This is a genomic window from Streptococcus sp. NM (assembly GCF_003390135.1).
GTDB lineage: Bacteria > Bacillota > Bacilli > Lactobacillales > Streptococcaceae > Streptococcus.
The window spans coordinates 259,706-274,343 of the sequence record NZ_QUOS01000001.1 but is presented as its reverse complement, the minus strand read 5'-3'; the positions used below and the strand labels follow the sequence as shown (position 1 = coordinate 274,343).

The 14,638-nt window shown below is 39.3% G+C and carries 3 protein-coding genes; all 3 read right to left on the bottom strand.

What is annotated here, in order from left to right; all coding sequences use genetic code 11:
* Positions 1 to 44: 44 nt before the first annotated feature.
* Positions 45 to 7,205 carry an SIALI-17 repeat-containing surface protein gene (locus DXN33_RS01475; protein ID WP_115904135.1) on the bottom strand — a complete coding sequence of 2,387 codons (7,161 nt, stop codon included), beginning with the start codon at positions 7,203 to 7,205 and terminating at the stop codon, positions 45 to 47.
* 365 nt (positions 7,206 to 7,570) lie between these two features.
* Complete coding sequence (locus DXN33_RS01470) at positions 7,571 to 8,428, bottom strand: bifunctional methylenetetrahydrofolate dehydrogenase/methenyltetrahydrofolate cyclohydrolase (protein WP_049552281.1); 858 nt, start codon at positions 8,426 to 8,428, stop codon at positions 7,571 to 7,573.
* A 157-nt stretch (positions 8,429 to 8,585) separates the two neighbouring features.
* Positions 8,586 to 14,552: a mucin-binding protein gene (locus DXN33_RS01465; protein ID WP_181897264.1), complete on the bottom strand. Its 5,967-nt coding sequence runs from the start codon at positions 14,550 to 14,552 to the stop codon at positions 8,586 to 8,588.
* Positions 14,553 to 14,638: the final 86 nt, after the last annotated feature.

The following is a 14,638-nucleotide window of genomic DNA, read 5'->3' as shown; positions in this document are numbered from 1 at the left end:
TCTTCTACCAATCTATACAAATAGAATGGTATTAGGCGCATAGACTAGTCTTCTTTACGTTTTGCAGTTAATAAAGCTGCTGATAAGGCCAAGGTAACACCTGCCAAGAAAATAGCTGTTTCTGACTGTTTTTCACCAGTTTCTGGCAATCTCTTGTCTTCCTTGGCAACTTGAACTGGTGCTTCTGGAGTCTGAGCTTTTTCTAACGAACTTAGTTTAAACTCTGGTTTTTCTACTGTTGGAACTGGTTGATTACCTACTGTAGCTAGAATACCACGGTACTCTGGAAGTTTATGTTCTAGAGCCATTACAGCATTAACGCCACCCTTAAATTCAGGCTTCTCAACACTTGGTACTGCTTGATCTCCTACTGTGGCTAGAATTCCTGTGTATTCTGGAACTTCATTTACTGCTGCTTCTACAAAGTTAGCACCACCTTTGAATTCTGGAACATCGTTCACTGCTGCTTCTACAAAGTTAGCACCACTTTTGAATTCTGGAACTTCATTGACTGGAGCTGGCTCCTCGCCTTTACTACTTGAAATAGATGCTTTCACTCCAACTTCAATAATACGATCTTGAGCCTTTCTTTCTTCAGAATGAACAAGAGTTCTATTAGTTCCTGACACTTGAATATAGTCAACTTTTTCTCCAGCTTGTCCTTCAGAAACTATACGACGTTGACCTTGAGCAAGTTCAGGGGTTTCACGAATAATTTCTTTAAACGGAAGTGAAGTCTTTTCAATTTCCAAACTTGGTACTTCTGCAACTAAGTTCTTAACGCCTTCTGTCGGTGTTGTTTGGAAGGTAGACTTAAAGTGTAAACGATATTCTTTCACCAGATTTCCATCTTTGGAAACAAGACGAACGAGTGTTGGAAGATTTGTATTTCCATGATCCACTACTGTGACTACTCCATGTCCACTAGTTGTCGCAGTGACTTTTGGTTTAGTTCCCATTGTTGTTAGGGTGTACTCTGTCACATTTGGATCAAAGTTTTCCAATGCTTTTCCATCGATTGAAATAGTCGCTGATGGTGTTTCGACTTCTGCTCCCTTGCCTGCTGAGTAGGCTGTAAATTCGACTACTGCTAGCCCGTTAGTAGTAGACTTACGAGTCATTCGAGCACGAATAGCTGTCGTTTGAATAGGATCAAAGTTAAACTCGATTGGTTTCCCAGCTACTAATTCTCCAGAAGCTTTGTAAGGAATTGGTGCCCAATTTTCTGCCTTGTTGAATGGATGGTCAGCATTTTCTTCGTAACGAGAAATCGTACTTGGTTCTGTAAAGGCTGGACCAATATATCTTTCTAGAACCATTTTCTCAGGAGCATCTGTGCCACTATCTTTAAAGAACTGAATGGCTACTTTTCCGATAGATTGAGAAGTAATTTTTCCATCCTTCTTAAAGAGTAATCCAACAGAAGTTTCTTGATTTTTCGGAGTACGAGACCAGTTTGTCCAACGTCCATCTTCATTGTATTTTCCATCATTGATATAGAAAATTCGATCATGTGAAGCTGCTTGTGTATCGTTCGTTGTCGAAGCAAAGGCTTTAGAATCCGTTTCATTGTTGCTTGGATTTTCTGAGATGACTTGATTTCCTTTAGCTACAACTGTTACTTGCATGGTAGTGGTTAGATTTGTACCAATGACATGACCAGTTACTTGGAATCTTCCCTCATGCTCTGTCGCATGTTCAGGAATAGCATCCCATTTCACTGCCAGTTTATCTGTAGTCCAAGTAGTTGAAGTTGGATAATAAACAGTGACTTCTGATGGAAGTTGAAGGGTATCTCCGAGCTTCAAAGTAGTTGCACCATTTTCAGCTGCTAAAGGTAGACTTGTATCTTTTTCATCATTACGGTAGATCCGATATTCTTTTAAAATAGTACCATCTTCAGCCTTCAAAATAAGACGTGTCGCACCTTTTGGACTTGTTGCCGGAACAAGAGTAACCAAACCATTGTTGCTAGCTGTTGCAGTGATTTCTTTGCTAGATTGAGGAATATAGTAATCGGTCTTAGATGGATTAAAGTGTTCAAGATCCTTGCCATCTACCTTGATAGAAATCTCTGAACTTGTAGAGCTTACTACCTTGTTTCCAAGGACAGTTAGCTCTGTCAGACCAACACCTGAAGTTCCATCAGCCTTCTTCATACGAATACGAACAGCATAGGTTTCTACCTTGTCAAATGTGAAGTGATTTGTTTGAGTTGCAGATAGCTGACTTGGAGCATGTAAGTTTTCAACTGCTTTCCAATTGTCTGGATTATTAAATGGATGATTGCTATCTCGTTGCGCATGACTGACATCACTTGGTAAATCAGGAATTTCTTTACCTACATAATATTCAACTACATATTCTTTTGGAAGACCAATTGCTCCATCAGTATAGAAATCAACTGATAAATTATTGACAAAACGTTTCGTCAAGTCTCCTGAATTACCAAACAAGATAGAAGCCCAATCATTATCAGTATTTGTTCTCCAAGTAGTCCATCTATTTTTAGCATCTGTTGACGTTCTTGACACAGTCAGGTCGTTCAAGGCATTAGCTGAGTCATCTCCTCCTGTATTGGATACAATGGCAGCTGGCAATTGCGAACCTGTCCATTGTTTAGAGATATTATTCCCAGCAACAACTTGACTAGATACTCGAACATGAGCTTTAGTGGTCAGATTGCTACCCACTAAACGACCATTAATTTCATAGACTCCTTCTGTTTGACTAAAGTTGGCTGGAACCTGATCCCAAACTACATCTTTATAGATAGTTGTTCCATTAGAATGGTAAGCACGAACATTAGCTGGCAATTGAACTGTCTCACCCTTAGGAAGAGTAAGGCTGATTTCCTCTGCAACTTGCAAGCCTTCAACTGTCACCGTTGCTTGAGCTTCAATACCTGTGCCTTCTACATGTCCTTTAAGCGTAAAGCTATGATAATACCCCAATTCTTTTTCATCTACCTTGTCCCAAGTTACAGATACTTTGCGTGGCAAGCCCTTATCAAATTCTGCTCCAACTTCTTTAGGTAGATTCGGTTGCTGATTAATGTCTGTAGAAACAGATACAGGATGAAGTTTCACAATCTTCTTGCTGACTTTATTTTCTTTAATCACTACTTCAGTAGTTACAGATTCTGTTTTCTCTGTTTGATTATCGATTCGAGGTGTCAAAGTCACTCTTCCCTTAGTATAAAGCAACAAGTTCTGTCCATTCACCTCAAGATGCCCACCATCAGATGATTTAGCTTCTAGGTGAATATCTGAAGCTGAAAATTCTGTTTGAGAACCATCCTCATAACTACCAATGACACGATAAGTTAAGACCTGATCTTCAGTAGCAGTTTCTTTTCCTTCCACAACTACTTCCAAACGTTTCAAGGCAGGAGCTTCCTTCACAAACTGAATTAGGTAAGTTTGAACCAAGTCACCCTTTTGATCACTCAAGAAGACAGAGGCCTGATAACCATTATCAGCAGAAGCTTGCTGAACAGTTACTTGATAACCAGTAGTCTGAGCCCCAACACTTGGAATTGTTCCAGTGTAAGGAAGAGATACACGATAATAAGTCTTGCCAGACTCGAAGTTCTCAAGAGCTTTATCCCCAACAGTAAGTCCTGTAATGCTACTTGTTGTTTCCTTACTGCTTGCGATAAAGGTGGCAGTCACTTCACGGTCGTCATCTACCAATTTACCAGTAGCCTCCGTACGTCCTCCTTCCTTGGTCAAAGCAGCAGGATCTTTCAAAGTCCAAGAAACAACATCTGTATCGATCAAACTACCATCTGTCAGAACAGCTGTGACTGTTTTATCCAAATCTGCTGCAGTTGTACCAACTGGTACTGTAGCAACTTTTGGTAACCATCTATCTAAGGCAATCACTTTTACAAGTGCCTCAGCTCTGGTTTCCAAACCTTCTACACGTCCAGATACTTTTTTCTCACCTGCGCTTGTAAGCAAGTCAGCTGGCACATCCCATGTTACAGTCTTTTCCTCAACACTACCGTCGCTATAAATAGCTGTTACTGTTTGAGGCAATTCAGGATTTGTAGTCACGTCAGTTGTTGCTTTTACAGGAGCAAAGGCTACAAAGTGACGGTTTTCTTTCTTACCAGACACAGTTGCGACCGTTGCGCTATCAGATGTCAAGCCAGCAGAATCTGCATAAAGAGTAAATTTACCTTCTTTTTCTGTTGATTTTACAATGACAACTCCTTTACCATTGAAAGCACGTCTTTGCCATGTTCCATCTGCTTGAGCTTTGTAGCGCTCACGGCTAGCTTGTTCTCCATTATCCACACCAACAATTTGTCCCTGACCATGAAGATTGAAATGAACAAGATTATTCGCTGTCGGAACCACATTCCCATCGCCATCAACAATTTCGTAATGGATGTAGGATAGGTCTTTCCCATCTGCAGTGATAACATGCTCTTCTTTAGTCAGACGAACTCTTGCTGGTTCCCCTGCAGTTGTCACACTATCACGCGCAATTTCGTTGCCATTTTCATCTCGAGCAATCGCAGTCAGTGTGCCGGGTTGGTATTTCACAAGCCACTCGAGATACAATTCACTTGGTTTAGCCCCTTCATGATAAGGACGTCCATCTTCTGTCCTTTTCTTCGTATATTCCTTTTTACCAAGCGACTGTCCATTTAAGAACAATTCGACACTTGCAGCATTTGAGAAGGTACGAACCGGAACTTTTCCATCGACTAGCATCTTACGTTCTTTAAGTGTCTCTTCAGTCCAGTTCCAATGTGGTAAAATACGTACAGTTGGCTTTTCTTTAGCACTATACCACTCACTGCGATAAAGGTAGAAATCATTTTTTGGTAAACCAGCCGTATCGATGATACCAAAGTAAGAGCTTTTTACAGGTGTATTATCTTGGTTATGCCATGGAGTTGGTTCACCAATATAATCAAACCCAGTCCAGATAAATTGTCCGGCATAGCCAGCGCGATCACGGTCAAAAGTCCATGACTCAGTAGCTGTTCTTCCCCACCCAACACGGTCGTTACCATAATCAGATTGTTCATAGTGACGATTTGGACGGTTATCGTGTCCAAGGATTTGAGCAGGATTGTAATAAGAATCACGCGTTCTAGTAGCTGAAGAGGTTTCAGAACCATAAATGAGCCAGTCTGGATGCGCTCTACGAACCGCATCATAAAAACGTTCACCATAGTTCATACCGACAGCATCCATGATTTCTGCGAGTTTCAAGAAATCACCTGTCGCTGCACGACTAAATTTATTTTCACCCATGGTGACATAACGCTCAGTATCAATCGCCTTGATAATAGCCTTCAGACGCTTAGCAGTTTCGATAGAGCGAGGACTACCATTTGCCTCTTCTACCTCATTTCCAAGAGACCACATGACGATAGACGGATTGTTCTTATCACGTTCTACCATTGTTCTAAGATCAAAATCAGACCACTTCTCACCCTTCTTAGCTTCAGGATGAGTTGCATCTTGATCAAAGAAACGTCCATAATCGTAAGTCTTCTTGCCACCATACCAAGTATCAAAAGCTTCCTCTTGAACCAAAAGACCTAAACTAGCTGCAGCATCAAGCAACTGAGGGCTAGCTGGATTGTGGGTTGTTCGAATAGAGTTAACCCCCATATCTTTCAGGAGTTTTAATTTACGATAGGTAGCCTTATAATTTTCTTCTGCCCCTAAGGCTCCATTGTCATGGTGAATACTTACTCCGTGGAATTTCATGCGTTCACCATTCAGAGAGAAACCATCCTTAGCAGTCCAATTGAAAAAACGGTAACCAAATGTATCTTCTGTTACATCAACTAGTTGACCTTCTTTATAAACCTTTGTTTTCAGCACATACAGTTGAGGATGATAACTTTTTGTCGTCCAAAGAGTTGGTTTATTAACTAGGATTGTTTGTCTGAAATCTGCAACTTCATTTTCTGCTAAATTCTTCGTTTCAGAGCGAACTAATTCTGAGACAACCTTGCCTTCCTTAGTGAAAATTTGTTGTTCCACAAAGACTTTAGCAGCCTTCTTATCCGTATTTTTAATCTTACTTTGAACCTGTGTTTCAACATTCCCTTCTTTTTGCTCAGCAAGTTTTGGAGTAGTGATATGATTACCATTTTCGGCAACATGGACTTTATCACGATAACTAAGAGTTACATCACGATAAATCCCACTTCCTGAATACCAACGACTACTTGGTTGCTTATTGGTCACTTGAACAGTAATTGAATTTTCACTACCATCCTTGTTTAAAAATTCTGTGATATCATATGAAAAATGATTATAGCCACTTGGATAATGTCCTACAAATTTACCATTTACATAGACCTTTGAATCCATGTAAACCCCATCAAAATTGATACGAACATCCTTATTCTTGTCTGCTTCATTTAATGTGAAAGTCTTACGATACCAAGCTGTTCCACCATTTAACTGGCCACCTTCATTACGCGCGGGAGACTTATGGTCGAAATCAAAATAAATGCTCCAATCATGTGGAAGATTCAATTTAGACCAATCATGAACATCCACATCTTTTTTTGAAAAATCTCCTTGGGCATTTAGTTTAAAATACCAATCTTTATTAAAATCTTGTTTTCGCTCCGATAATAGCTGTTTTTCCTTTTCAACTTCAGCTTTGTTTGACTCTCCAGATAGTGCTTGCGATTTTTCAGAAGAAGGTTTGATCTCTGTGTCTGCTTTCACTTGGTCCTTTTCAGAAGTTTTTTTAGAATCCTCTTTCAGTTCTGTTCCAGATGTTGATGCAGATTCAACAGGCTTTGGATTTGCCTCTTCAGATTTCTGTTTGTCCTCAGCCTTGGTTCCTTCTTCTACTTTATTTGGAGTTTCCACTTTAGGGCTAGCTAATTCATGACTACCCTCATTAGCAGGTTTAGTAGGTTCTGTATCCTTAGTAACTTTTCCTCCTTCCGATTCAGCTTTTGGTTTTACAAACTCACGCCCACCATTCTCATCAGCCTTTGCGATAGCAGCTGCCACATCATCGGGAAGCTTATCTAAAGGCTGAGCTTGATGAACAGTTGTTTCTCCTGTTTGAGTATTGGATGAAGCCACTTCCTCAGCTTGTACAGCTGAAATGCCAAATATACTAGCCCCAATCATTACAGATGCCGCACCTATTGCAAATTTACGAATGCTATAATGACAACGTTTATCAAAAAGTCTTTTGTTCATTAAAATCCTCATTTCTTTTTCTTGATACAAAGTAAGCGCTTACTTTATTTTAAAAAACGACCTCCTTCTGAATACACAAACACGTACCAAGTTCGATAATATATTTTATATATTAAATATATCAAAACACACCTAAAATTGCAATCATTTTCCATCAATTTAACCTAATAAAATGGTATGCAAGATAAGTTCATTCAAAAGAAATAGGTGCAATGAAAGTAGCTTTCTATTCTAGACTCTTTCCAATACAAATTTCATTCTATTAATAGCATTTTCATACTTCAAATTTATAGTTTATGGACTCATATCATTTTAGACTGCATTATATAAAAAGAAGGTAAGACATTATTCTACCTTCTTTTTTCCTATTTTCTATCCAATGTCCGAAGTGCTGCTTGATAAGTTTGCTCCATCAGCATGGTAATGGTCATAGGACCGACACCTCCAGGAACTGGTGTAATATGGCTAGCAAGTGGGGCAACTGCCTCATAATCAACATCACCACATAGCTTCCCATTTTCATCGCGATTCATCCCAACATCAATGACAACTGCTCCAGGTTTAACAAAGTCAGCAGTCACAAACTTGGCACGACCGATTGCAACCACCAGAATATCTGCTTTAGCAGCCACCTTGGCAAGATTATGAGTCCGTGAGTGAGTCAAAGTCACTGTAGCATTCTTTGCCAAAAGAAGCTGGGCCATGGGTTTTCCGACGATATTGGAACGACCGATGACGACCGCATTTTTACCTTCCAAGTCAATCCCATATTCATGGAACATTTCCATAATCCCTGCAGGTGTCGAAGGAATCATGACTGGATGACCTGACCAAAGACGCCCCATGTTTAGCGGATGAAAACCATCGACATCCTTTTCTGGGTCAATGGCTAATAAAACCGCCTCTTCATCAATATGTTTTGGCAATGGTAACTGGACTAATATCCCGTGCCATTCTGAATCTTGATTGTATTTGGCAATCAAGTCTAACAATTCCTCTTGGGTAATGGTTTCTGGAACTCGGACTACTTCACTACGAAAACCAGCTGCAAGGGCAGAACGTTCCTTATTTCGAACGTAGACTTGGCTGGCAGGGTTGTCCCCAACCAAAATCACCACCAAACCAGGTACTAAACCTGTTTCTTCCTTTAATCTTGCAGTCTTTTCAGCCAGCTGTCCTTGTAACTTAGCTGCTAGAGCCTTCCCATCAATAATCTGTGTCATATCACTTCTCTTTTCTTTCAAATATCTTCCATTATACCAAAAACTGTTAGTCCCCTCTAACACTTCTTTCCTAGGCAATCCTATAGTTTCAAACTATAAGAAAAAGGAGCGGATATTCCATCCAACTCCTTATTCTTATTAGAAAATCTAATTAGATTTAATCTTCATTTTTCTTACGAGCAAGAAGTCCAAACCCTCCTAGTGCTCCAAGAAGTCCGAGCGATGCTAGACTAGCGTTAGCTTCTGTACCTGTGTTAGGCAACTCTTTTTGACCTTCAACATATTTAGGTGTTTCTTGTTTAGAAGGTTGAGCTGGTTTAGCAGGTTTTTCTACTTCCCTAGGATTTGGAACATAGTTAATTGGTGTATCCTCACCTGGGTTAGTTGGAACATTTGGTACTTCATATCCTTTAGTTGGATCGTTTGGATCTACTGGTTTCAACGGATTACCGTCTTTATCCTTAGGTGTGTATCCTGGCACGTACGGAAGAACTGGTTTATCCTTACCTGGTTTTGTTGGATCTGTTGGATCATTTGGATACTTGATTGGGTCTGTTGGTTGACCTGGGATGTTTGGTACCCATGATCCTAGTGGTTTGTAAACATAAGTTACTGTTGAACCATCTTTACCAATCTTACCTTTCGCTTCTCCATCTACACGAACAAGAACATAACCCTTGACAACTTTTCCACTTGTAGCGTACTCATCGCCTACTTTACCTTCTGTAGTCTCTGCAGGAAGAAGGTCTTTGCCTTTTTCATCTACATATTTAACTACTAGGTTAGCTTTGTTCGCTACGTAGTTGATTGGTGTATCTTGACCTGGATCTGTTGGAATACTTGGTACTTCATATCCTTTAGTTGGATCGTTTGGATCTACTGGTTTCAACGGATTACCGTCTTTATCCTTAGGTGTGTATCCTGGCACGTATGGAAGAACTGGTTTATCCTTGCCTGGTTTTGTTGGATCTGTTGGATCATTTGGATACTTGATTGGGTCTGTTGGTTGACCTGGGATGTTTGGTACCCATGATCCTAGTGGTTTGTAAACATAAGTTACTGTTGAACCATCTTTACCAATCTTACCTTTCGCTTCTCCATCTACACGAACAAGAACATAACCCTTGATAACTTTTCCACTTGTAGCGTACTCATCGCCTACTTTACCTTCTGTAGTCTCTGCAGGAAGAAGGTCTTTGCCTTTTTCATCTACATATTTAACTACTAGGTTAGCTTTGTTTGCTACGTAGTTGATTGGTGTATCTTGACTTGGATCTGTTGGAATACTTGGTACTTCATATCCTTTGGTTGGATCGTTTGGATCTACTGGTTTCAACGGATTACCGTCTTTATCCTTAGGTGTGTATCCTGGCACGTACGGAAGAACTGGTTTATCCTTGCCTGGTTTGGTTGGATCTGTTGGATCGTTTGGATATTTGATTGGGTCTGTTGGTTGTCCTGGGATGTTTGGTACCCATGAACCAAGTGGCTTGTAAACATAAGTTACTGTTGAACCGTCTTTACCAATCTTACCTTTCGCTTCACCTTCTACTCGTACTAATACGTATCCGTCAATCACTTTTCCTTCTGTAGTGTACTCATCTCCTACTTTTCCTTTTGTTGTTTCTGTAGGTTTAAGTTCTTTTCCATTTTCATCTACATATTTAACTACTAGGTTAGCGTCATTTGCTTCATAGTTAATTACTGTATCTTTTCCTGGATCTGTTGGGACATTTGGTACTTCATATCCTTTAGTTGGATCGTTTGGATCTACCGGTTTAAGTGGTTGACCATTTCCATCTTTTGGAGTATATCCTGGTACATATGGTACTACTTCTGTTGGTTGTCCTGGTTTGGTTGGATCTGTTGGATCATTTGGATACTTGATTGGATTTGTTGGTTGTCCTGGGATGTTTGGAATCCATGATCCTAGTGGTTTGTATGTTACCACTTCTGTAGTGTTTTCTGAGTCTGCAGTTACTTTTGTAGTTGGTACTGTTGCTTTATCAGCTAAGTATCCTTTTACTACTGGTGACTTCACTTCAGCCAAGTCTTGAGCTGGTGTCCAATCTCCGTATGTAACCTCACCTGTAACCAAGTTAACTTTGGCTTCACGTGTGAATTTAGCTTCTTGTGTTACTGTTTTTGGAGTTCCATCTTCGTTCAATACTGGAGTTCCATCTTCGTAAACATAAGTAATTGTACGTGTGACAGTTTTGTTTAGATCTTTTTCTTCCAAACCAGCTGGGTATTTAGGTCCGTCTGGGTTGTTTGGATCAACAGGTGCCCCTGGTGTTTTTGGTTGATCTGGTGTAACTGGTACAACACGTTCTTTAAGTGTTACTTTGAACTCCTGATCAGTGTCTTTATCTTTATCGAACTTACCACCTTCTGGGTATGTATTAGATACTAATTCATATCCTTTGTTTTCAAGTTCTTTAATTTTCGCTTTTACATCAGCTTCTTTTGTTAATGGTGTATCTGAGTCACCTTCTTCAGTAATAGCGTCAACACCTGGAATTGGATTTCCTTTTTCATCTACGAAAGTAGTCTTAGCTTTTTGCGTATCCTTCACATAGTTGATTGGTGTATCCTCACCTGGGTTAGTTGGGACACTTGGTACTTCGTAACCTTTAGTTGGATCGTTTGGATCTACTGGTTTAAGTGGTTGACCATTGCCATCTTTTGGAGTGTATCCTGGTACATATGGTACTACTTCTGTTGGTTGTCCTGGTTTGGTTGGATCTGTTGGATCATTTGGATACTTAATTGGGTTTGTTGGTTGACCTGGGATGTTTGGTACCCATGAACCAAGTGGTTTGTAGGTTACTACTTCCTTGATATCTTCAGAATCACCTGTTACGTTTACTACTGGTACACTTGCTTTGTCAGCTAAGAATCCTTTAACTACTGGTGATTTAACTTCAGCTAAATCTTGTGCTGGAGTCCAATCTCCATATGTAACTTCTCCTGTAACTAAATTAACTTTCGCTTCACGTGTGAATTTAGCTTCTTGTGTTACTGTTTTTGGAGTGCCGTCTTCGTTTAATACTGGAGTGCCATCTTCGTATACGTATGTAATTGTACGTGTTACTGTTTTGTTTAGATCTTTTTCTTCCAAGCCAGCTGGGTATTTAGGTCCGTCTGGGTTATTTGGATCTACTGGAGTTCCTGGTGTTTTTGGTTGATCTGGTGTAACTGGTACAACACGTTCTTTAAGTGTTACTGTGAACTCTTGGTCAGTGTCAACATCTTTATCAAAGACTCCATCTGTTGGATATGTATTAGAAACTACTTCATATCCTTTGTTCTGAGCTTCTTTGATTCTCGCAGCGATTTCATCTGCTTTTGTAAGTTTGTCTCCACCTTTACCTGTTTCAGAGATTGGCGTGTTACCTTCCACTTGCTTAACATTACCATCTTTGTCTTGGTAGACAAATGTTGTTTTAGCTTTTTGGATTGGTGAGTAAGTTACTACATATTCGTAATCTTCATCTGTTGCAGTTGTTGGCTGTACCGGAACTTTTTCTACACTTGCAATGTATCCTTCTTTTTGAGGTACTGTTACTTCTGGAAGATTTGTATCTCCAATACCTTTCCAGTTAATGTAGATTGGTTTATCATTTGAACCAATTACTGCTTTACCCTCAGCATTTGTCTTAACAGTTCCTTTATAGCTTACAGTCTGAGTCGTTGGATCAAATACTTGTTGTCCTGCAAGACCTGGTGCATCATCGGCATAAACATACTTAATTGTACGATTTACTTCTTCTACTTTTGTTTTCTTAACATAATTGTAATCTACTGGCGTAACATAAGCTGAAGCATTAAGTCCATTCTTTTTCAATTCTTCAGTAGAATATAAATCACGAGCTCTAGTGTTCGTTACACTTAATGTACCTTCAATTCCTGTTGTAGGGATGTCTGCAAGGATGTACTCTTCTTCATCCACTTCTTTTATTAATGGAGGAATATAGTCAGATACATCGTATTTTTTACCTAGGACATTAGTATTATCCTTTGTACCATCTTCATTTAACGGACGATTACCATCATATTTAGTAGTAGCATGCCCTATAATTTTACCAGTCTCAAGATCTTTAAGTCCAATTACTACTGCTCCTGTTGGTGGTTCTCCTAGAGGTGTTCCAGATGCATTGATTTCCCAACCATTTGCAACTGTTGTAGTTACATCTTCTTTTTCACCACTAATAGATGTTCCACCAGAGACCGTTAACGTAGCTGCTGTTTTATCATTCCCTGCTGTTCCACCTGTAATAAGTCCAAATTCATTATAAGTAACATTAGAGAATTCACTTGTTAAAGTTTTATCTTTAATAACTTTCTCTACACCTAAAGATTGAAGAGATAACGAGATATTAGAACCTTCTTGGATGTATCCTTCTGTTACAGTTACTTCTAATTCTGTTGGAGAGATTAGTTTTGGAGTTAATGTAAATCCACCTTCACGACCATCTTGAAGAATCCAAACATTATTTTCATTAGCTTTAACGTTTGCCCAACGGTTAGCAAGACGGTAGGTAATACTGTCTCCTTTATTAGGGTTAAGAGTTGAAGCTGTATTTAGACCATTTACAAAGTTAGTACTTCCTTGAAGTTCTTTGAATTCTGTAAATTCAGAATTAGGTAGTTTAATAGTAAATTTAGACCCTACTCCATAACGGATGTCTGAATCTGTATTAATCTCTAGAGTATCACTCTTACTTTTCAGTTCATTAGAAACATATCCTAAACCATTATTTGATCTTAATGAAGCTGATGTTCCTTGTTTTGAGAAACTTGCTTGCTGACCTTTACGTGTATAGGTATGTTCAACAACTGTTCTGCCATCGATCTTAATAGTAGCTTTATAATCTGTATCTTTTGAGATTTGCGGAGCTAAGTATCCACCACCTGATAAGTTTTCAGCACCAAATGAAACAACAGGATAATCTTTCACTTTCGCGTTCCACTCAATGTTGTAAGTATATGTACCCGTTTCATTAGCAACAGCTGGTTGTTCAGCAACACGCTGATCATAAGTCATTCCACGTTGTGTACGTTGCGCCCAATATGGTACAGATTTGTTATTGTTGTTTCCTGTTGATGTTCTATAGTCGATAGATTTAACTTTACCGATTACAGTACCATCTGCTGCAGTAATTTCTTTTCCTGCAGGGAAGGCAGCACCAAACTCAGCTAAGTTTGTAACTTCGATTTTTGTAATTGAACCTGCTTGTAAATCTGTAGTATCAATTGTTGAATCAAATCCCCATGCTTTAGGAGCTGTATTATCAGCATTCATCGTAATATAACCATTTGTTATAGATTTAACTTTTTCTCCATCTTTAACAACATCTTTACCTACGATTTTTTGGTCTTGAGTTGCTGCACCATCTAATACAGCTTCAACTTTACCTGCATGACCCGCACGTTTCATTTCAGCATAAACTGCTTCAATTGCGGCAGAAAGACGGTTCACTTGAGCTACCATCTGGTCTTTAGAAGCATCAGATGAAAGTAAACCTTTAGACGCTACTGCTTCAAGCTTCACTGTAGCAATTGCAGCTGATAATTTTTGTTTAGATGCATCATCTTTCACTTCTTTATCTGAGAAGTTTGAGGCTACTGTGCCCATAACATCAGCTTCTGAAGTCAATTGAGTAAGAACTGTCTTCACTTCATCTTGTGCTTTTTCTGTTGCAGCTTTTTCAGATGTTTCTTTGTTAGTTTTTTCTTTGTCTGCTTCTTTTTTATCAGCTTGCTCTTTATCAGATTTTTCTGTTGCAGCTTTATCGGTAACTTCTTTTTCTGCTACAGGTTTAGCTTCAGTTTTAACTTCTTCTTTTACTTCAGGTTTTTCATCTGCTTTTACAGCATCAATCTTTAATTCTGGAAGTTCCTCAACAACTGGTGTTGTTATGGCTGAATCAGGTTTCTGTTTATCAGAATTTGTAACTTCTGGAGTTTTTGTAGAAGCAGTACTTGTCTCATCAGCTTTAACAGCATTTGCTCCTAAAAGAAGAGCAGTTCCCAATAGAACACTAGCGGCACCAAAACTATACTTACGAATAGAAAAGCGCTGGGCTCTTCTACCATGGTATTTTTCCATTCTTGAATACATGTTTTCTCCTTATTTATATATATGTTGATTTAGAATACGGTTGAAGTCCTTCATATCCCCTGCCTATCCTGCTAAAGAAAGGCTTC

What these genes read in the sequence shown, in the direction of transcription:
- DXN33_RS01470 (WP_049552281.1), bottom strand. Translation starts at nt 8,428, where the DNA reads ATGACACAGATTATTGATGGGAAGGCTCTAGCAGCTAAGTTACAAGGA.
- DXN33_RS01465 (WP_181897264.1), bottom strand. Translation starts at nt 14,552, where the DNA reads ATGTATTCAAGAATGGAAAAATACCATGGTAGAAGAGCCCAGCGCTTT.
- DXN33_RS01475 (WP_115904135.1), bottom strand. Translation starts at nt 7,205, where the DNA reads ATGAACAAAAGACTTTTTGATAAACGTTGTCATTATAGCATTCGTAAA.